This window comes from Methanogenium organophilum, from assembly GCF_026684035.1.
Lineage (GTDB): Archaea > Halobacteriota > Methanomicrobia > Methanomicrobiales > Methanomicrobiaceae > Methanogenium > Methanogenium organophilum.
Genome location: NZ_CP113361.1, coordinates 154,223 through 175,183, shown reverse-complemented (window position 1 = coordinate 175,183; position 20,961 = coordinate 154,223). Strand labels below are relative to the sequence as shown.

The following is a 20,961-nucleotide window of genomic DNA, read 5'->3' as shown; positions in this document are numbered from 1 at the left end:
TATCTTCCATGAGGCTGATCCATTGTTTTCTTTCAGTTCTTTGTAATGGCACATAGATTCTGTGGCGAATGGTTGTTTTGAGTGCAGGTTATCCATGTAGATGGCGGTTTCCTGTATATCAAACGAAAATTCAATGAGTTAAACCGGGCCCTGTAAAAATGCCGTGACACGAAAGACGACGTCAATAGAGGTGCAAACAGGTTGGATGAATGCCGTAAATGAGGACCATGCTGAGTCACCTATTTTGCCCCTTATCCACTTGTTTTGACTCCATGAATCGGCAAATTGGAGGGCAAAACGGATGTATTTTTCCGTTTTCTTTTTTAGTCTGAAAAATATGCGTATATTGCCGTTTATCTGTTGAAATAACGGATTATTACAGACTAATATAGGGCTATAATTATTGGGTGTTTTTGGGAGGATGTATATGTTGTCTCAGGCTGAGATCGGCCCACTCCGGGCTTCTGTGTGGATGCGAATTTCAAGTTTGCTGGCCAGTTTATGGGTTATTTAAGCATTGCTTAATCTGATGAGGGGATTTCACCCGATGTAACCAGAACCGCAGACCGCAGCTCAGATGATTCCTTTTGTGCCTGACCCGTCGCATCCGCAGCCGGATAGTCAGGCAGGTAATCCCGGAGAATTTCTTTTGCTTTGGGATTGAGCAGGTAACGGGTGTATTTCCCGGATTTCGTGGCGGAAACGGTGCCTTCAGCACAGAGCCGATCCATTTGCCATGTCACGGCAGATCCGGATCGGCCAAGGCACCGGGAGAGCTCTTTGCGTGATATGTTGGGATGACGAATAAGGATTTCATAGATATGGCGCACCGTATCACTCCTGAGCTGCATCAGTATGGTCTGCTGCAATTCCTCATATTTTTCATTATTCTCAAAAAATCCGGTTTGACCCTTTTTCTTAACTGAGACTATTTTATGTTCCCTTTTTAGCACTTTGAGGTGATATTGTTGCGTTCCCTTCCCGATATTGCATTCACGGGCAAGAGCAGAAAATGTAATGCCCGGATTATTGCAGATGTGTTCAAACATTTCTGAACGGATATTGTTATCGAGCACGTTGTATTTCGCAACCTTTCGATATCCCAGATATATCCATAATTTAACCGCAAACAGAAGTTCAACCGGGAATATCAGAGCGGGGGAAATACAGATTGCAATGTCGATGAGCATTGCACGGGGAGATAGTTCCCAAAAGGAGATGGGTGTAAATTCGTGTACCTCTTCATCCGGGTCCGTCTCGGGGGCCGGTTTGACAATATACCCCCCCGGTGCTGCGGTTGCCGGACCGATGAGGTATACAATGAAGAGGATAAGGATAAATGTGAGAGTGAGTGGCCGTTTTACTGCCATCATTTTCCTCTCATCTTCATGGATGATTATGGTTGTGTTTTACCTTAATTCCAGGAAAATGTATAATATTCCGTCCCCTGCACATTCTGGCCATATATATTGGAGTTCCATGTTCCCGCAGCCAGCCCTCCTGATTTGGCAATGAGAAGGTGAACTCTTCCATCTGTTATGCCGTCATCGGCATCATAATACGGGCCGAGTGTCGCATCCGGTGCAATGATTGTAAGCGCAAGTGAGTTCTGCACAGACCCCCAGTTTAAATCAACGCCAAGGTCATTTGTCCCGAATGATACATATGTTGAATACCGGTCGGTCTCGCCCTGGGTAATCGTGTAATATGTACTGAGGGGCAAAATTCCTCCGAATTTATCTGTATCACCTGCAGGGGTTACTATGTATCCATTATTCTGTTCTATTTCCTGCGCAGCGGCTGCCGATATAACAAGCGCCGCAACAATCAGTGTCACAGCGGCAATTCTCATAGTTTTCATGGTCTCACAGGAAAATTTGGAAGTTGAATATCCTTTTTAGGGTACAATCATTTACACGTTGTACGATGCGTAAATGATTGGGCCATAAAAAGCTAATATATAAACGTCAAAAGTCATGCACACAGCATCAAAAAGGTGTTGCACGGGGCTCGCCGAACAGATCAGGAATGGTTGAGCCCCCCGCGTGCCCGGAGGCAGGGCCGTGTTGGCCTTACCATTACTTGGAAGTTTCGCTGTTTTGCCTCCTGAGATATGAAAAATGGAGAAAAAAGTATGAAACCAAAAATTGAAATGCGAGCACTTTCTGTGCTGTTGGCGTTGCTGTTTGTGAGTGTTATTGTGGTGCCGGCGGTGAGTGCTTTAGACTCTGAAATTGGAAATGAACAGATGCACAGTGAATCCGTTGGCAAGAAGGCTCTTGTCCACTTTGGAGACATGACAGAGATAAGAATCACCGATGAGAGGACGATTGCCAAAATCCCTTCTTCGATAAAGAACTATGATTTAGTAGTCTTTGACATACAAAGAATTCGAGAAATTCTACTTAGTGGTGATACATTGACAGTATATGTTGAAGGGCAGCCCTATGTGATGGATATACAAGAAATATTGACCGATACAGAAGCTCTTGCTATTGGGATCCATTCCTTCACTGGAAGCCTCATCGGTGTTGAGGATAGCGAGGTGATCCTTACGTTTGATGACAGAGTTCTGCTGAGCAGAATCGCTATTAACAAAACTGAATATTACATTGAAAGCACATCGATGAAAGATCCGAAATCCACAAATGCGTTCTTGCAATATGTGTACTCATCAAAGGACGTTGTCCCTGAAGGCGACACGATCCTCATTGATTCCTATCTCCCTTCAACTCACGTAATCAACGAAACAGAATACGCATTGAAAAAGATACTGGAAGAACAGGCTTATTCAGATGCAACTGTCACCGTCAGAGTTCTTGTTGCTACTGATAGTAAGTGGATGACAGATGAGCCTGACTGGCAGGTAAAAGCGGCAAATATCATCACAGACTGTAACTATGAAATGAATACTATCGGAGTGAACCTTGTACCAATTTATGATACTTCGAAGGCACAACTGCTCTCCGACGATCCACAGATTCAAGGTTCTCCGCTCTCAACATTTGCTGCATATTATCCAAAATCGTATCTAAATTCGAAATCTGCAGATTTTGGGTTGTATTTAGGCGGTTTTGACTCTACATCGAATGGAGTTGGATCTTCAGGGGGGTATGATCACAATACTCTCTACAGGCATGCATGGACACAAATGGCAGATGATCCCTCTACATACGACGCTGTGCACAAGGACAGGGCGGTTGTAACTCTACACGAAATTGGGCATGTTTTTGATGCGGATCATGATCCAGCAACTGGACAGACAGAGACATACAACCGACCATATAGGTTTTATGAGCATTATAGCTATTGGCAGACTGTTATGTGGGGTTATTTCATGAAAAGTAATTGGTTAGAATTTTCGGCAGATGATGGATATTATGGTGATGCCAATCATGACAATGAGCGAAGAATTTCTGAAACGAAGGGTGTTGTTGCCTCTTATTGTTGAGGGAGGTGAATTAATTCTTCCTTATGATGGGTGTAAATGTTGGTAATTTCTCTTGGGAAGGTGGGGTAAGCTTTGTACATCTACTGCCCAAAACATATTATCCATGAGGTGTTGAGGTGGTTCAGACAGGCTCCGTGTGTTCCTGTCATTACTTCTGTTAAACGTAGTTACGGCACTGGTAGCAGGTCTTGTGGTCTTTGACACTCAGGCAATCCGTGATCACCTGCTTAGTGGGGAGCCACTGCATAGAAACCACCAACACATCTGATTTTTCTCTAACAGAATGGAAACGGTTTGATAATGTGGGCAAAATCATTAATTATGCGAAGTCAACAGTCTGGTATGCGACATCAAAGTGATGCTACACAGGGCTTACCTGAACACTTCCCTCTTTTGCCTCCAGAAAAAATGAAAAACGAAGGAAAAGTATGAAACTGAAAAAAGAAATGAGCGTGCTTTTTGTGCTCCTAGCGTTGCTCTTGGTAAGTGTGATTACCGCGTTTGTGGCTGGTCTCGTGGTTTTTGAACCCGACACAGGGGTCGGTGATACCGGGATCGCACCGGATGAGAGAGCAATGGTTCACATCGATCTGCTGACGGAGAAGAGGGATGTCCCGGATGAAGGTTTAGATGACCTCGGAATCCCGTCGTCAGTCCGGAAATATGATCTCATGGTCTTTGACACCCCGGCAATCCGGGACCAGCTGCTTCGGGGGGAGTTGCTGACCGTGTATCTTGCAGGACAGCCCTACGTGGCGGATCTGCAGGAATCGCTGCTTGACGCCGAAGTCCGCAGTGCGGGAATCTGCTCCTTCACCGGCACCCTTGCCGGGGGTGGTGATGTGGTTCTGACCCTCAACGATGATGTCCTTGTCGGCCGGTTCGTCACCGGTGCCACCGAGTACTCGGTGGAGAGTACAAGATTAAATGATACCATATATCCGGAGAAGGTCCTCCATTACGCCTATTCTTCTGCTGATGTTGTAGCGGAGGGCCCGCCCGCGATGTTAAGCGGCTACTACACCACAATCTTAAACATCAGTAGGGGGGATGGCGAAGAATACGGGATTCCTGCAAATGGCACCGAAGTCGAGTTCATGAACGTCGGATACGAGGTCGTCAGGCTCACCGATGCTGATCTCAAAGACTTCCCTACTGTGAATGAAACGATCCAGACCGACATTCAGGAGTTGTCGATACCTGTGGATGAAGTGGAGCGTATTGTTGAGAAGAATTACCGGGGGAAAATCGCGGAGTATCATGGGAGTTACTACCTGATTGATTTCTGCAAAAGTTAGGCTGTGCCGGAGCGGATACCACATTGCTTCTCTGAAAAGAGGTATTCACTATATGGTGCGTGGGATGGGGGATTGATTTGAGGAAGAGACAGGTGTGGAGTTTGATATGGGTTTTGCCCACATTCTTTTTCTGATATGGTTCCCGGAAGATTTCTCTTTATTTTTCCTTAAGGACTAGAATCTCCAAAGGGATGACTGCCACCACAAAAAGGATGTTCTACCAAATTTCGGGAAAGGGTTCAACTTATTGGCCGATGAAAGGTGCTTTTGAATTTCCATTGGATTGTCACGTTCGTTTGCGAAATTCAGGTGATCAGCGATTACACATGCATGAGCTTCAGCAGAACATGGTTCATATCTGGATTCACGAAATACTTCCTGTATTTTCCTTCTGTAATACACTGTATGGCATCTGTATTTTGGAATGTATCTGGGTGGTAGTGTAATGGCTCTCCTGTCCGGATTGAAATTCTCTGCAAGGTCCTGATTTGTGATTCCTGATTCCTGATTCAGTTCTCTAATATTCAGAAGGGGCATCCTGCCGGTTTTTGTTTTTTATCTCCACATTGTCCACCTGAGCGGGGGTTTTTGGAGAATATATACACAAATCGTAACTATTTTGGTATGCAGGTCTGAATTGAGAATACTGTCATTCCACAAATTATCTCTTATGGAAACAGTTGTATGACATGTAAACGATTGGACCATAAAAAAGTTAATAAACCGACGTCAAAAGTCATGCACGTAGCATCAAAAAGGTGTTGCACGGGGCTCAACGAACAGATCAGGAATGGTTAAGCCCCACGCGTGCCCGGAGGCAGGGCTGTATTGGCATTATCATTTCTTGAAAAAGAGTTAAGATATGAATGAGATATTTGAAAAATATGGATTAATAATCCTGACAATCATCATTTTTGGCGTATTCTCATATGCGATTATATGCGGGATGACAGACCCCTCCGGTTTAGAAAGTGAAGACGGTGATGTCCCTGATTCAGCCGTTTTTCTCAAAAGTTATGGAAATTTTTCGCAGGAAGGGTATGATACCAGAGTTATGTTGGACGTCATTAACATGTCAAATCCTGAACATGTAGAATATATGGGCCTGCAAGGTGGCCCTCTTGTTGGTTATGGGCTATCATATAAAGGACACATTGAGATCTGGTGGAATAAAGATACTGAAGTGAATGAGTCTACCATGGATCGGATTTATTCTATCTGGAACAAAAACGGAAAATTGGTCGGTATAGAAGACATACCGGTTGTTTTTTTACGTTGTTCGAAATATGAGGGTGATTGACTGATTTGGATGGTTTAATCAGTCGTTTTTTTCTTTTTTGGCTATGTTGAATTCCTCAAAATATAACCACCAAAGCAATTGATTGAATCGCTTTCGTAATGTTATGGAGAGTCATTTTGATCTTGATCTCTCTGACCTGAAATCGATATTTTCGTGCCTTCTGATCTTCTCCAAATCTTATTTTTATGACTGAGAATGCTGTTCCAGTATTACCTCTGTTCCTTGCGCTTGGTTTGGTTATTTCACAAGGAGCAGCGATTATATGGATTTTTCCTCTTTAACAAATGAGCCTTTAGAAAAGGGTTTCAACAGAGCCCAGTTTTCCAGACATCTGTTAACGTGTAAACGATTGGACCATAAACAGTTAATAAAGCGAAGTCAAAAGTCATGCACGTAGTATCAAAAATGTGTTGCACGGGGTTCACCGAACCGATCAGGAATGGTTGAGCCCCACGCGTGCCCGGAGGCATGATTTCGTTGGCCTTACCATTACCTGAAAACTTCTCCGTTTTTCCTCCGGGACCGGAAAACCCCGGAGGAAAAACATGAAACTGAAGAAAGGAATGCGTGAACTTTCTGTGCTCCTGACAGTGATGATGGTTACTCTGGCAGTTGGGTGCCTTGGTTTGGACCAGCAGTATCCGGAAGAAAACGTTACATCAATTGAATGTTTGGAGAGTTCAGGTTTCGGAGGGAATATGACTGTTGATGAAATGCAGAATAATTCTACGATATGCGTAAAATTGCATGAGTCTTTCACAATCCGTCTGAATGAAAACCGAAGAACCGGATATCAATGGTACATGACTGCAAGTCCTGGCCTCCGTATATCAGATGGGGGTGTTATCTGGTATGATGAAGATGGAAATCCTTCACCCACATTCATTGGAATAAGAGGTGTGCGTGAGTGGAATGTCACCACAGTTAATACGGGGGTACAGACAATATCAGCAATTCATCGACGTCCTGAATTTATTTCAGGTGAGGAAGCGACCTTTAATTTGACAATCGTTGTGGAATAGATGTTCCTGAATATGGTAAAAATGCTTTATGAATTCTGTAATGAGAGGCATCAGAGTTTTGGGAGGTCTCCTGACCATCCTCCTCATTTCTTTGGTTTTGTCGTGTGGATGCGTGCAGGAAACCGGTACGGGACATGATGATGACAATAGTTGGATGAATGATCTTGACTGTCAGGGTAACGAATCAGAGATTGAACTGGTCCGGATTGCCCTCCGCGATGAAGAAGTCGCCAATGCGATTGGTAACCACTCGTTCGAGACTGAGATTTACGTTTCACATCTGCAGTCAGGATTAAATGAGCCTGAAGAACTCCTTAAAGTGCGATTTTGGTTATTTAAAGGCACTTCTCGTCCGTATGGCACATATGACGGGATGTATTCCGTCTTCATCAATGATTCGAAACAAATTGTTCAGCGCTCATGGGAATACCCGCCCCGATATCCGCCCGGTGTCCCGGTCGATATGAGGATGAATCTTACGAATCGGTCGATATGTACGTATCATAATCTTAAGGAGGAATAATGCGATCCCCAAAGAGAATATGGATACTGTTGATAATTATTATCCTGTCCACTGCAACCCTCCTCTTTTTTCCCATGGAAAAAATGAAATGCACTGATGATAGCGATACCATACGTGAGTTGGGTATGGTCGATAGGTTGTCTGCAACGGATAAGCTAACCGAATTAATTAGAAAGGATGGCGAAGTTCAGAATTTGACTGGAAATGTATTCATTTTTGAGGGCGGCATATTCAATGAAACAGGAGAATCGACAATATTCATCAAGGTACCCTTTCCACAGACAGTGTCGCATTTCACTCCTGCAACAGGGAACAACACTGCCGGCTGGGAGGCCTATCGGGTAATTATCGATTTTCCCAATGAAACGGTAATGTCTATTGAAAAAGTAGAACAATTTCCAGATTGGGTTAAATATCTCAATGAAAATATTACTGTCACCATCACGTAATATGTGCCCATCCTTGATATCTCCAAGGCGGTTACGTTCGTCCAGACCATTTAACCTCCCCGTCATTGGCATCATCGAAAACATGAGTGGCAGGGACTGTCCCGTTGCGGCAAAGAAAATGCTCCCGAAAAAGGATGTTCGTCCAGTAGGTGGTTGCATCATGAGCTGCCACAAAATATAAGCATTGCCGGAAGATCAATTTGTTTCTCCTGCAGGGGTTACAATGTACCCCACTGTTCTCATTTTCCTGCGCAGCGGCTGCTGATACAACCAGTGTCACAGCGTCAATTCTCAACAACTTCCTGCTGTCGCTGGAAATATTGGAAGTGGAGTATGGCCGAATTTTTGTTCATTTTCCAGACATCTGTTAACGTGTAAACGATTGGACCATAAACGGTTAATAAATCGAAATAAAAAGTCATGAACGTAGAATCAAGAAGATGTTGCACGGGGCTCACCGAACCGATCAGGAATGGTTGAGCCCCACGCGTGCCCGGAGGCATGACTGAGTTGACCTTACCATTACTTGAAAGCTTCGCCGTTTGCCTCCGTGGATATGAAAAACGGAGAAAAAACATGGAAATGAAAAAAGGAATGCGAGCGCTTTCTGTGATCCTTGTATTGTTGCTGGTAAGTGTTATTGTCGTGCCAGCGGTGAGTGCTGATGGGAATATTCTGAGTATGGATAATCAAATTAATTCTGGAGCAATTTTTGAAATACCTGATTATACTCATGATTTGCAAACCAACGTGTCTTCTTCAGATAAAACTATGGAATCATTGTCAAATGAATATGGACCATTAAACATAGCATCAACTGTTGAGAGATATGATATTGTTCAATTCAGAGAAATAAACCTGAAAACCGATCAAAAAAATTTGTTGAAGGTGACAATATATGGTATAGAATATAATATGAATCTTGAAAGGATGGATTTCGAAGATATTGATGATGGGATTGATTCCTATTCAGGAAGTATTGATGGAATCGATGATTCTATAGCAATATTTACCTTTGACAAAAATCTTGTTCACGGGTCTCTTCAGCTTCAGGATGAGTTCTTATTCATATCACCCGTTCAGAACAGAGAAAATTCCCTGAAAACCGATATGCCTTTGCATGTTGTCTATTCTTCACAAGATATGAAGCAGCCGGAGAAACCATTTAAAATTGATTCTGATAGACTATTACCCCCTGAAATTGCTTTATCTGAAACAGATATTTCATCCTTTGGTTCAGAATCAGTGGAATTAACAAGAGGGTGGGCAACTGTATATGTTCTTGTAGCAACGGATGATGAGTTCATTGCCCTTGAATCAAACTGGGTTTCAACCGCACAGCAATATATGGCTCAGGCAGCGTACCAGTATCAGAGACCTGATATACAGGTATTCCTGAATGTTGCAGGGTATGATGCATCTAAAAGTGGTATTCTATCCGGAGATAACAGGTTGATATCTGATCCATTGGGATTATTTTTTGATACATTTGAGCCTTCATATTTAGATGGAAAAAACGCAGATATAGCGATATATTTGGGTGGAAATGACAAAAGTGGATCAGAACAAGGTGGATCATGGGGGTATTCCTGTTATGACGATCCTGATCATCCCGGATGGCATGACTACTGCCGGTATGCCTGGTCACAGATGGTAGCCGATGTTGATACTATCGATTTATACGACGGATCTTACCATGCAAGGGTATTTTGTATCATTCATGAAATTGGACATATTTTCAATGCGGACCATGAAAATACCGGAGGATACAATCAGGCATGTTGTTGGTTTGAGGGAGTAGTTCCTAAATATACTGTTATGAACAGTTGTTATTATGGTAGCAATTTTCATACGTGGGAATACTCTTCTCTGGATTACCATGGTGATTCGACTCACGACAATGCAAGAGCTATTGAATTGGTGAAAGGAGATATCAGTTCATTGGTCTGACAAGGAGTGCTTATGGGAAATAGAAATAAATTTTTTTTAATTTTAGTTGCGTTTGTGATGGTATTTATATGTATTTTTTACTATCCTGTCTTATTATGCCCCATCCTTCCTCAGACAACTACTATTAATTTAGTTGAAATAAGATCTTCGTCGATTGATTTTGAAAATCGAACAATTACCAGCATTTCAGAAGACGATTTTAAGAAATATCCTGAGTTAGGAGAACTGTTTCATAATATAACGCCTATCGGAGATGGAAATTTTGGCGAACGTGATACAAAAATTGTTAATTCTCTCTCAGTAAGTGAAAGAAAAGCTTCCGAAATGCGGAAAGAGCATTCAAGTAAGACATTCTACTGGAAAGGAGGATATTATGGAATATTGATACAACAACCATAATTTCGGTATTTCAACTAGTTACCGGAAATGGTATATTAATTTGGCTTTATTGAAACCCTAATTATCACTATAACGGAGTTAACGGAAACAATCACCCCGGAAATATGGAAGTGTCATCAGGTGGAACAGCATATCAGTATTTGATCTTTCATATTGGTCAGGATATCAGTGATGAATATTGCTGCTTGAATGGATCGCGATCGGCATGGTCTCCTTTGGATGTGCCTGATGGATGTGTAAACGATTAATGAAGCGAATTCAAATGTCTGATATGCCGACCGATAGGATGTATTTCATCCCTGGGACTATTCCGAATTTCTTCTGAGGTGGAAAAAATGTCATATATTGTTTTTGGATTGATTGCTGCAATCATATTCGTACTGGCATACCCGTTTATTCTCGATAAACTGTTCACATTGCTTAAAGAAAAGAGCCGCATTCCTGTTTACGTACTCATCACATCTCTTGCAATACTTCTGTATATTGGGGGGACGGAGCTTTCCCATGCTCCGCCACCGGATCCGTTGTTAACATACACCTTCCTTGCCGTACTGGTGACCATATCGGCCTTGGCCGTTGTCATGCCCTACATCTGCTTCACCCGGCTATTCTTCACACCGGCACTTTCCGGGAGAATGAAAACTCTTTCTATCTTAACCGGGTCGCTGTTCCAGATCCCGTTCCTGGCTGCACTGCTCATAAATCCAGAGCGTACGGTAGATGCTGCTCTGCCGCCCCTTTTCGCGGAATATCTTCCCGGACTGGGACATATCTTCGATGCAGTTGCAACAGCACTTGGTTTCGTAGGGCAGGCAGGGTATGATCTGATCTTCACTGTCGGTGTGACTCTCGGCTTCTACATCGAGGTGGCGATTGTGTCTACGATATTCTGGGCGATCTTTTCGCTCTTCTCAAAATCTGAATAATTCCGCAATCAAATCATTCTGGTTTTTGGATCTGTCGGGGAAGTAAAAATGCTTTGAAGTGAAAGGGACGTCAATAAAGGTGCACACTGGTTGGATGCATATTGGAAACAGGAACTCCTGCATTATCCCTGTTTTTTCATCGGTTTTCCACCCTTTCTGACCCCCTGTATCGGCAAATCGGAGGGTAAAACGGACGTATTTTCCGTTCATTTTTTTGTCTTAAAAAATATGTGTATATTACCGTTTATCTGTTGAAATAACGGATTATTACAGACTAATATGGGTCCATAATTATTGGGTATTTTTGGGAGTATGTAAGGGTTTTCTCAGGCTGAGATCGCCCCGCTCCGGGCTTCTGTGTGGATTCGAATTTCAAGTACGCTGGCCAGTTTATGGGTTATTTAAGTATTGCTTAATCTGATGAGGGAATTTCACCCGATGTAACCGGAACCGCAGACCGCAGCTCAGATGATTCCTTTTGTGCCTGACCCGTCGCGCCCGCAACCGGATGGTCGGGCAGGTAATCCCGAAGAATTTCTTTTGCTTTTGGATTGAGGAGGTAACAGGTGTATTTCCCGGATTTCGTGGCGGAAACAGTGCCTTCAGCACAGAGCCGTTCCATTTGCCATGTCACGGAAGATCCGGATATGCCAAGGTAACGGGCGACCTCTTTACGTGAGACATTGGGATGAAGGATCAGGATTTCATAGATCTGCCGCACCGTATCACTCCTGAGCTGCAGCAGCATGGTCTGCTGTAATTCCCCATATTTACTATTATTCTCAAAAAATCCGGTTTGTCCCTTTTTCTTAACTGAGATTATTTTATGTTCCCTCATTAACAATTTGAGGTGATATTGTTGCGTTCCCTTCCCGATGTTGCATTCACGTGCAAGGGCAGAAAATGTAATTCCCGGGTTATTGCAGATGCATTCAAACATTTCTGAACGAACAGTGCTATTGAGCACGTTGTATTTCGCAACCTTTCGATATCCCAGATAAATCCATAATTTCACTGCAAACAGAAATTCGACCGGGAATATCAGAACGGGAGAAATACAGAGTGCAATGTCGATGAGCATTGCACGGGGAGTTAACTCCCAAAAGGAGATGGGGGTGAATTCGTGTCTCTCTTCATCCGGGTCATTCTCGGGAGCCGGTTTGACAATATACCCTCCGGGTGTTGCGGTTGCCGGACCGATGAGGTATACAACCAAGAGGATAAGGATGAATGTGAGAGTGAGTGGCCGTATTTCTGCCATCACTTTCCTCTCACCTTCATAGACAATTACGGTTGTGGTTTGCCTTAATTCCAGGAATAGGTATAATCTTCCGTACCCTGCACATTATATCCGTATACTCTGGAGTTCCATGTTCCCGAAGCCAGTCCTCCTGGTTTGGTAATGAGAAGGTGGATTCTTCCATCTGTTGCGCCGTCATCGGCATCATAATACGGGCCGAGTGTCGCATCCGGTGCAATGATTGTAATCGTAAGTGAGTTCTGCAAAGACCCCCAGTTTAAATCAACATCAGGATCATCTGTCCCGGATGATACATATGTTGAATACCAGTCAGTCTCGCCCTGGATTATTGTGTAATATGTACTGAGAGGAACAATTCCTCCAGGTCTATTTGTATCACCTGCAGGGGTTACGACCTCGATTTATTAACATCTTGTGGGCCGATTGTTTACACATCATACAACGTGTAAATGATTGGACCATAAAAAGAATATATCCCAATTCCAAATTCTCCGATAGTAATCGTACAGAGGATTGGAGACACGATGGAATCAAAAAATATAACCAAAATCATTTTTGTGGTGATTGTGATTATCGCGGCATTTATGGTACTGTTACCCCTGTTCGGAGCTTCCTGGATAAACTCAAACCCGGGATTTTATGAGTATAAAATCTCAACGGAGGGCCTATCCCAGTATCAGGGCGGATTAATAACAGATATTATTGTGCCAATGCCTATGAGAGATGGAAGTCTGGTATTTTCAGAAGAAGAACTTCAAAACCAACAGTTTGGCAACTGGAAATCGGTTATTGTAGTCACCCCATATGGCAAAATGCTGGCATTCCAGTCAATTGGGGGGGATCTTACCGATATTGACGCAGATTTCTTTAAAAAATTTGATCCTGGGAAACTAACGGTGACCGATATCCGTGATGAATCTCTTAATCCGCTCATTCGTGAGAACTCAGATGAGTCAAAGGAGTGGAAATCCGGAACAGAGAACAGATCAGAATATGTATCGATAATCTTCCTCCCGGAAGATCTCGTACCACTGAATGCAAATGCAACGGATATTGTCGTTGACCTTAAATTAACGGTATCAGAGGGACTCAACCATTCCATTCTGGGGGATATATTTCGAGTAACCATTCTTGAGCGTATTCCGCCTGAAATCCGCGGAGATATTCCGGTAAATGCTCACATCACACAATATCTGGATGGGAACTGGGTTCCATTGGATGGATGATGATATCATCAGTCCCCTGTTTTCTTCATCCCATCGATAACTGTCGGTATTGCATTAGGAATAATTGGTTGTGGGAGTTATTTCAAAAAGAAAGATCCAGTACTGGCACCAATCTGTCTATTTGGTGGATTTATGATGATTATATTAAGTGCACCAAATCTAATTCACGTATTAGGCTTTATTGTGTCCGGTAATTATCAGATACTAGAGTCTATTCCGAATTTCTTCTGAGAGGAAAAAATGTCAAATATTGTTTTTGGATTGATTGCCGCAATCATATTCGTACTGGCATACCCGTTTATTCTCGATAAACTGTTCACATTGCTTAAAGAAAAGAGCCGCATTCCTGTTTACGTACTCATCACATCTCTTGCAATACTTCTGTATATTGGGGGGACGGAGCTTTCCCATGCTCCGCCACCGGATCCGTTGTTAACATACACCTTCCTTGCCGTACTGGTGACCATATCGGCCTTGGCCGTTGTCATGCCCTACATCTGCTTCACCCGGCTATTCTTCACACCGGCACTTTCCGGGAGAATGAAAACTCTTTCTATCTTAACCGGGTCGCTGTTCCAGATCCCGTTCCTGGCTGCACTGCTCATAAATCCAGAGCGTACGGTAGATGCTGCTCTGCCGCCCCTTTTTGCGGAATATCTTCCCGGACTGGGACATATCTTCGACGCAGTTGCAACAGCACTTGGTTTCGTAGGGCAGGCAGGGTATGATCTGATCTTCACCATCGGTGTGACTCTTGGCTTTTACATCGAGTTGGCGATTGTATCTACGGTATTCTGGGCAGTATTTTCAGTCTTCTCAAAATCTGAATGATTCCGCAATCAAATCATTCTGTTTTTGGATCTGTTGGGGCAGTAAAAATGCTTTGAAGTGGAAGACGATGTGCATGGAATTGCACACCGGCCGGATGAATGCCGGAAATGGAATTATGGATTTCATTTTGTCAGGTCATCTGTCCTGGCTGAAAGGCACTTAGAATACCGGTCAGTATCGGCCTGGGTAATCGTGTAATATGTACTGAGAGGTAGAATTCCTCCGGGTCTATCCGTATCTCCCGCAGGGGTTACTATGTATCCATTATTCTGCTCTGTCTCCTGTGCAGTGGATTATGAAATAACAAACGCCGCAACAACCAGTGTCAAGGCGTCAATTCTCAACGTCTTCATGCTGTCACTGGAAAAAATGGACGTGGAGTCTGGCCGAATTTTTGTTCATTTTCCAGACATCTGTCAATGTGTAAACGATTGGGCCATAAAAAGTTAATAAATCGACATCAAAAGTCATGCACGTAGCATCAAGAAGATGTTGCACGGGGCTCACCGAACAGATCAGGAATGGTTGAGCCCCACGCGTGCCCGGAGGCAAGACTGTGTTGGCCTTACCATTACTTGAAAGCTTCGCCTTTTTGCCTCCCGGGAGATGAAAAACGGAGGAAAAACATGAAAATGAAAAAAGGAACGTGGGCACTTTCCGTACTCCTGGCAATGCTGCTGGTGAGTATGATAATAGTGCCGGTAAGTGCAGCAGAAAATACGCAAGTAATCGGTAATAATCAAGACATTGTCGGGTTATTTGAACCTATAAATGCTGAAATTGAAAGTACGATGGCAACTATTGTTACAAGCGATGGATTTGCCAAGACAGACTTCAATTCCAAGGATTTTTCAGAAAAACTGGTAACGAAGTATCAGAAAAACCTGGATCAGATCCTTGATTCTCTTGAAAAAGAAATTGAACAAAAACTATCGGTAAGTGAACGGGAAGATCTCAAACAGATCATTGTTCAGGAACATATGGAAAGAGTATCCTGGGTAGAATTCAAGAAAAAATTGGGCGTTAAAGATGAAGATTTTAAACCCATGCTCTCCAGTCAGGGAGATACATTAACTCAGAGCGAGAAAAGCCAAATATTATCTTTACCGCTCTCCCTTGTCCTGGTTCAGGTTGCAGATGATGTATACGGAGGTGCGGGCATTGATGGAGCTGGAATACCTTATTGGGTTAATGGCGAAAACGACCTCTTCTTTGTATCTTTCAACGACGGATATGATGGAAAGACTCTCTATCAATGTCATTTCAGAGATGAAGATGTCCCTGATCATCCTATTAATGATGCTGCCTATGATGAGTTCCGGATGCTGGTATACGGGACATTAGTGGATATCCAAGGATTCTTCATCTATGATCCAGATCCCCTTGGATACCGGGATATTGAGTTTGGCAATGACTATGATAATGGATGTTCCTACGGCACGGTTCTTGGGCAACATGGCGCGAGAACGTATGAAGGGGTATATACGACGGGTATACCGATCTATATCAGTAACGTATGGAACCATGCCATGGGCCTGGATGACCGGAATTCAAACATGGCTAAAAAAACCTACTATTATTACTAATTTTAGTGTAAAAGGAGAAAACGGGTAATGAATGTAAAGCGGGTTGCAAAGAGTCTTGATCAGTTATTTCACTATTGCCTTCTGGGAATTCTTCTTTTCACCTCGGTCATCTATTTTTTTGTGTTTGTCATTAACTGGGAAGCTTGGTTTTTCGGTATGAAGATGGATGGTCTTTATGCCGGTGTTTTATTATTCACCTATTGTCTGATTGCATCCTCCCTCGCATATTTTCTGTTCAGATATCCCCAGAAAATTGCGGTTATTGCCGGGATGTCAATATTCTTTTTTGGGTTTATGTTTATAGATTCTGCAGTCACGATCCAGAAACTGAGTGGTGGGCAAGAATTATTCAGCACCTTTTTAGCAATGTTGGTACTGGTCCCTGCGGGTATTCTGATTGGTCATCTCATTGTTGTCAGACTCTATAAAATGGATGATGATACGGTAAGGAGTGCCCCTGGAACCGGTTCGGCTTTTACGACAGCCGGGACAAAAAAATCAGAAGATCATACAATTGGACAAATATTGGTTCTGGCGGTGGTGGCATTTGCCATCGTGATTTTATTTGGACCGCTGGTAGTATCCCTGTCTTTTATGTTTTTTTCCAGTCTGCAATCCATTGTATCTCCATCGGTTGCGGTTCAGGTTCCAGTCGGGGATTCCCTTATATCAAAAGTCGATGCAAACGGAACCACAGAATGGCAGACCCCTGTGAATGGGTATGGTGGATCTTATCTCGATGTATGTCCGTCACATGACGGGGGCTTTATAATGGCCGGCATGTTCTGGCTTTCCGGGGAACAATATCGCAGTCTGCGGGTGATGAAATTCGACCATAACGGTACTCTGATCTGGGATATTCACCGGGGAACTTCTCCATATTCTGAAACGTATCCTGTCACTATCAAGATGCTCCTTCCGACGGCAGGAGAATATACAGTGATATTGGGTGATGGATTTGTTATCCGGCTGGATGATGAGGGAAATGAGTTATGGCATCGCTATTATCCTCATGATACTCGTGTTGTTAACAGCATATCCTTACCAGACGGCGGATATTTGTTAGTCGGAGAAGCAAACGAAAGAGGTCCTGAAGGCTGGAAGAAATTTGATGGATGGATACTCAATGCAGACCGGGAGGGGAATACTGTGTGGGAGAAAAAAGAGAAGGAGTTCACGTATTGCAGGAGAGCAGCACTATCACCGGAGGGAAATCTGCTGGTGAATTGTTATGCGGGATGCTATGATCCCGATGTAGCATGCTCTGATCCCGACGAGAGCGGTGATCTGATCGTGGCTCTTGATCTTCAGGGAAATTATCTCTGGAAACAGAAATTCGTCGAGAAGGACAGCGGAGTGGTCTATTCGATGAAACCTCTTGATAATGGAACCATTGAGGTGTATTTACGCGGAGAAGGCGAGCAAAAATATACACTCGATCATGAGGGGAATATCCTCAAAGAGGAGTTGCTACCCCCCAGACCAGATTCATTCAGCCACGAAATCGCTCTTTATTTGACATATGAAACAGAATCTCTTGCCGGAAACAGGACACAGGTGAAGGTCAGTGAGATAGATGGATCAGAGAGTGTGTTTATTATTGAATACCCGACGAACCTGGAGAATTTATCCCGAATTTATTTCGTGAACCCGACATCAGACGGTGGATACCTAGTAACTAGTTCTGTGGAACAGTAAGTTGTAACGAACATCTCTCCCCCTTTTTCATTTCGATGGAACTGGATTGAAAATTTTTCCCGCCTATGGTATGTAACCGATTGGGTGATAAACAAATAATGAAACGGCGTTTAAAGTCATACGCATCCTGCATTCCCGGTGACACATAACTATGAGTAGTAAAAAGGGCCACCATGTCCGTTTGATTCCAGTTTAGTTGACAAATTATTAGTATTCTAAAAATATGTGAGCCCGTCATGTGTTGCAAACACTCATAACGGGCGCAATTTATTAATCCATAAAATTCGCCCCATTTCTAATTTTGGTCAAAATTAAGTCATTTTGAATTTGGCTCGTTATGAATTTTTGGGAATGTAGGTTCCATCTTAACCGGGTCGTTCTTCCAGATTCCGCTCATGGCTGCACTGCTCATAAATCCGGAGCGTACGGTAGATGCTGCTCTGCCACCCCGTTTCACGGAATATCTTCCCGGACTGGGACATATCTTCGATGCAGTTGCAACAGCACTCGGCATCGTAGGGCAGGCAGGATATGATCTGATCTTCACTATCGGTGTGACTCTCGGCTTTTACCTCGAGGTGGTGATTGTTTCTACGGTATTCTGGGCGATCTTTTCAGTCTTCTCAAAATATGAATGATTCCGGAATCAAATTAATCTGGTTTTTGGATCTGTCGGAGCAGTAAAAATGCTTTGAAGTGAAAGACGATGTGCATGGAATTGCACACCGGCCGGATGAATGACGGAAATGGAATTATGTATTTCATTTTGTCAGGTCATCTGTCCTGGCTGAAAGGCACTTAGAATTCAGGTCAGTATCGGCCTTGGTAATCGTGTAATATGTACTGAGAGGCAAAATCCCTCCTTATCTATCCGTTTCCCCTGCAGGGGTTACAATGTACCTATTATTCTATTCCGATCCTGCGCAGTTGCTTATGAAATAACCCTCGCCAAAATAACCAGTGTCATGGCGAAATTCTCAACGTCTTCCTGCTGTTACTGGAATATTTGGAAGTGGAATATGGCCGATTTATTGTTCAATCTTCAAGATATCTGTTAACGTGTAAAGGATTGGGCCATAAAAAGTTAATAAATCGACATCAAAAGTCATGCACGTAGCATCAAAAAGGTGTTGCACGGGGCTCACCGAACAGATCAGGAATGGTTGAATTCCACGCGTGCCCGGAGGCAAAACTGCGTTTGCTTTACCATTACTTGGAAGTTCCGCTTTTTTTGCCTCCGGGGTCTGGAAAAAACTTGGAGGAAAAATATGAAAACAAAAATTCGAATGCGGGCTCTTTCCGTGCTCCTGGCAGTGTTGCTGGTGAGTGTAGTGATGGTGCCGGCGGTGAGTGCAAGGGAAGTAAATTGGGAATTTCCGGAATTGGAGGTAAATAATTCATTAGATCCAATAGTGATCCAGAATGAAATAAGTCCGATGAAAGGCGAGTCCCTTCATCAAATACCTGTTGGCTCAATAATTCATCATTCATCTGATGGAATTACACGGGTATTTACACAGGATGGTAAGCAGATCATTTCTGCCATTGATGCAGATGCTGAAAAGGTTCCAGTGCCATCTGCTGGATTACTTCCGGCAACCCATGTACATCAGGTTCCAAATGGATCTGATATTTATACAAATGAAAATATTACAAAAGTCTACAATGATGAAGCATGCATATTGACGGTCGTCGATAATCAGAGAGATGCGGAGAAGAAACTACCAGTACCATCTTATGGCGGGTGGATAGAATCTTCCTATGATTGGAGTGTCAATGAAATTGCACAGTTCATTGCGTATTGGGAAACACCTTCATCACCGTCATCACAATCCGATTCTGTAATTTTCCTTTTTAATGCCGTAGAACCATCCAATGCGCATGGAATTGTGCAACCGGTCTTGGAATGGAACAGACATGCCTATCGTGACTGGACTGGTGCTGCCTGGTATGTTCCGTACCAACAGCAGGGATATTTCAGTGAGCCCATCGATGTAGACGTGGGCGATACAATCAAAGGGACACTGGGCTGGAATTCTGGCATTAGCAAATGGAATATCATATTTAACGACTTAGACGCCGGAACATCAACAATGAGTTTCTCAGATTGTGTTGGTTGTCAGGATGTTGCAGTATTCACCGCACTGGAAGGATATAACGTCGATGCAGATTCGGAAGTGCCTGGTGATACGACGTTCTATGATATGCGTTTCAAAGATTTGAACCTGCAAACGGTTGATATCACGTGGGAGCCTTACATTGATGATGATGCACCATTAACCGGACTAAATGTGGAGAGACCATCCGATAATTGGGTGAAGCTGCATACGGCTAACTAATAAGAAACACAATTTCTAATTTCCAGGGAGTGTTACACTCATGAAGAAAAATCATGTAATCGGTCTGCTGATTGGATTAGCGGTAGTACTGGCAGCAGTGGTGGCGATGATATTCTACTTTGAAGGACAGCCTCCTGAAAGTCCTGAAAAATATTCCTGGGTGCCGCCGGATATTACTCCCGGGGTGGCACTTATGAACATGCCAAAACTGCTTGATCCCGAAACAGCTGATATGAGAGCAGGTGAAACATGGGAGGGATACATTACCCTAGAAACGAAAAGGAACGGACCGGGGATGGTTCATTATGCCATTCCCTCTCGTATTGAGAGTGTTTACTCTGATGAGGAACTCGCCTGGCCCAAGGGCCTGAATATCAGTATCGAGCCCTCTGACTTTATGGCGTATCCGAATGAGACCTACAATTCCACCATCACGATAAAAACAGCTCCTGATCTATTGCAGGGTGAGTATGTATTCCGCTATCATCACCTCTTTGAGGGTGTGATGGAAGGAGGCGGATCGCTTACGGTGGTGGTTTCATAGATGATATCTGGAGAATTTCTTCAAACACCGTATATAGTCTCAAACGACCTCTTCAGCACTGACAGTCCGGCCCCTGCCTGGGGCGAGCGCCTCTTTTCGTATTTTCGGGATCTATCAGAAGAGTTTACGATCATCTGATCCCATCCCATGCTCAGGAC

The 20,961-nt window shown here is 43.4% G+C and carries 21 protein-coding genes and 1 pseudogene; 17 read left to right on the top strand and 5 right to left on the bottom strand.

The features are described 5' to 3' along the window. Nucleotides 1–521: 521 nt before the first annotated feature. Nucleotides 522–1,373: a winged helix-turn-helix transcriptional regulator gene (locus OU421_RS00885; RefSeq protein WP_268186691.1), complete on the bottom strand. Its 852-nt coding sequence runs from the start codon at nt 1,371–1,373 to the stop codon at nt 522–524. Between the two features lie 41 nt (nt 1,374–1,414). Beyond that, entirely contained in the window at nt 1,415–1,861 is a 447-nt protein-coding gene (locus OU421_RS00880) for a peptidase domain-containing protein (protein ID WP_268186690.1), read from the bottom strand. A gap of 273 nt (nt 1,862–2,134) precedes the next feature. On the opposite strand from OU421_RS00880, the gene OU421_RS00875 reads away from it, so the two are divergent. From OU421_RS00875 to OU421_RS00865, 3 genes are all read left to right on the top strand, one after another. Next, a complete protein-coding gene (locus tag OU421_RS00875) occupies nt 2,135–3,451 on the top strand; it encodes a M12 family metallo-peptidase (RefSeq protein ID WP_268186689.1) in 1,317 nt (438 codons plus the stop codon). Nucleotides 3,452–3,879: 428 nt separating this feature from the next. Beyond that, complete coding sequence (locus tag OU421_RS00870; RefSeq protein ID WP_268186688.1) at nt 3,880–4,749, top strand: hypothetical protein; 870 nt, start codon at nt 3,880–3,882, stop codon at nt 4,747–4,749. Nucleotides 4,750–5,611: 862 nt separating this feature from the next. Then, complete coding sequence (locus tag OU421_RS00865; protein ID WP_268186687.1) at nt 5,612–6,049, top strand: hypothetical protein; 438 nt, start codon at nt 5,612–5,614, stop codon at nt 6,047–6,049. A gap of 55 nt (nt 6,050–6,104) precedes the next feature. Here OU421_RS00865 and OU421_RS00860 read toward each other — a convergent pair. Further along, nucleotides 6,105–6,266: pseudogene (locus OU421_RS00860) on the bottom strand (IS5/IS1182 family transposase); the annotation flags it as partial. Nucleotides 6,267–6,594: 328 nt separating this feature from the next. Here OU421_RS00860 and OU421_RS00855 point away from each other — a divergent pair. From OU421_RS00855 to OU421_RS00830, 6 genes are all read left to right on the top strand, one after another. Then, the gene (locus OU421_RS00855) at nt 6,595–7,071 is read left to right on the top strand and encodes a protease inhibitor I42 family protein (RefSeq protein WP_268186686.1); all 477 of its coding nucleotides are present in this window, start codon (nt 6,595–6,597) and stop codon (nt 7,069–7,071) included. A 40-nt stretch (nt 7,072–7,111) separates the two neighbouring features. Beyond that, on the top strand, nt 7,112–7,594 hold the full coding sequence (locus OU421_RS00850; RefSeq protein ID WP_268186684.1) for a hypothetical protein: 483 nt from the start codon (nt 7,112–7,114) through the stop codon (nt 7,592–7,594). Then, nucleotides 7,594–8,043 carry a hypothetical protein gene (locus OU421_RS00845; RefSeq protein WP_268186683.1) on the top strand — a complete coding sequence of 150 codons (450 nt, stop codon included), beginning with the start codon at nt 7,594–7,596 and terminating at the stop codon, nt 8,041–8,043. Before OU421_RS00850 ends, OU421_RS00845 begins: the two co-directional genes overlap by 1 nt. Before the next feature lie 576 nt (nt 8,044–8,619). Beyond that, entirely contained in the window at nt 8,620–9,993 is a 1,374-nt protein-coding gene (locus OU421_RS00840) for a zinc metalloprotease (RefSeq protein ID WP_268186682.1), read from the top strand. Between the two features lie 12 nt (nt 9,994–10,005). After that, nucleotides 10,006–10,392 (top strand): hypothetical protein, encoded by a 387-nt coding sequence (locus OU421_RS00835; RefSeq protein ID WP_268186680.1) that lies wholly within the window; start codon nt 10,006–10,008, stop codon nt 10,390–10,392. Nucleotides 10,393–10,727: 335 nt separating this feature from the next. Then, nucleotides 10,728–11,318, top strand: coding sequence for a hypothetical protein (locus tag OU421_RS00830; RefSeq protein WP_268186679.1), 591 nt, complete (start codon nt 10,728–10,730; stop codon nt 11,316–11,318). A gap of 412 nt (nt 11,319–11,730) precedes the next feature. Here OU421_RS00830 and OU421_RS00825 read toward each other — a convergent pair whose 3' ends face one another. Further along, nucleotides 11,731–12,579, bottom strand: a complete 849-nt coding sequence (locus OU421_RS00825) for a winged helix-turn-helix transcriptional regulator (RefSeq protein WP_268186678.1) — start codon at nt 12,577–12,579, stop codon at nt 11,731–11,733. 44 nt (nt 12,580–12,623) lie between these two features. Beyond that, nucleotides 12,624–12,824: a hypothetical protein gene (locus tag OU421_RS00820; RefSeq protein ID WP_268186677.1), complete on the bottom strand. Its 201-nt coding sequence runs from the start codon at nt 12,822–12,824 to the stop codon at nt 12,624–12,626. A gap of 471 nt (nt 12,825–13,295) precedes the next feature. Between OU421_RS00820 and OU421_RS00815 the strand changes: the two genes are divergently transcribed. The 8 genes from OU421_RS00815 to OU421_RS00780 all read left to right on the top strand — a co-directional run bounded on the left by OU421_RS00815 (nt 13,296) and on the right by OU421_RS00780 (nt 20,941). Next, nucleotides 13,296–13,805: a hypothetical protein gene (locus OU421_RS00815; RefSeq protein WP_268186676.1), complete on the top strand. Its 510-nt coding sequence runs from the start codon at nt 13,296–13,298 to the stop codon at nt 13,803–13,805. Nucleotides 13,806–14,045: 240 nt separating this feature from the next. After that, nucleotides 14,046–14,636: a hypothetical protein gene (locus OU421_RS00810; protein ID WP_268186675.1), complete on the top strand. Its 591-nt coding sequence runs from the start codon at nt 14,046–14,048 to the stop codon at nt 14,634–14,636. Between the two features lie 626 nt (nt 14,637–15,262). After that, on the top strand, nt 15,263–16,222 hold the full coding sequence (locus OU421_RS00805; protein ID WP_268186674.1) for a hypothetical protein: 960 nt from the start codon (nt 15,263–15,265) through the stop codon (nt 16,220–16,222). 27 nt (nt 16,223–16,249) lie between these two features. Beyond that, nucleotides 16,250–17,920, top strand: coding sequence for a hypothetical protein (locus OU421_RS00800; RefSeq protein ID WP_268186673.1), 1,671 nt, complete (start codon nt 16,250–16,252; stop codon nt 17,918–17,920). A 395-nt stretch (nt 17,921–18,315) separates the two neighbouring features. Beyond that, on the top strand, nt 18,316–18,558 hold the full coding sequence (locus OU421_RS00795; RefSeq protein WP_268186672.1) for a hypothetical protein: 243 nt from the start codon (nt 18,316–18,318) through the stop codon (nt 18,556–18,558). Nucleotides 18,559–19,188: 630 nt separating this feature from the next. Beyond that, nucleotides 19,189–20,259 carry a hypothetical protein gene (locus OU421_RS00790; RefSeq protein ID WP_268186671.1) on the top strand — a complete coding sequence of 357 codons (1,071 nt, stop codon included), beginning with the start codon at nt 19,189–19,191 and terminating at the stop codon, nt 20,257–20,259. Between the two features lie 40 nt (nt 20,260–20,299). Next, a complete protein-coding gene (locus OU421_RS00785; protein ID WP_268186670.1) occupies nt 20,300–20,803 on the top strand; it encodes a hypothetical protein in 504 nt (167 codons plus the stop codon). Then, nucleotides 20,804–20,941 carry a transcriptional regulator FilR1 domain-containing protein gene (locus tag OU421_RS00780; RefSeq protein ID WP_268186669.1) on the top strand — a complete coding sequence of 46 codons (138 nt, stop codon included), beginning with the start codon at nt 20,804–20,806 and terminating at the stop codon, nt 20,939–20,941. Nucleotides 20,942–20,961: the final 20 nt, after the last annotated feature.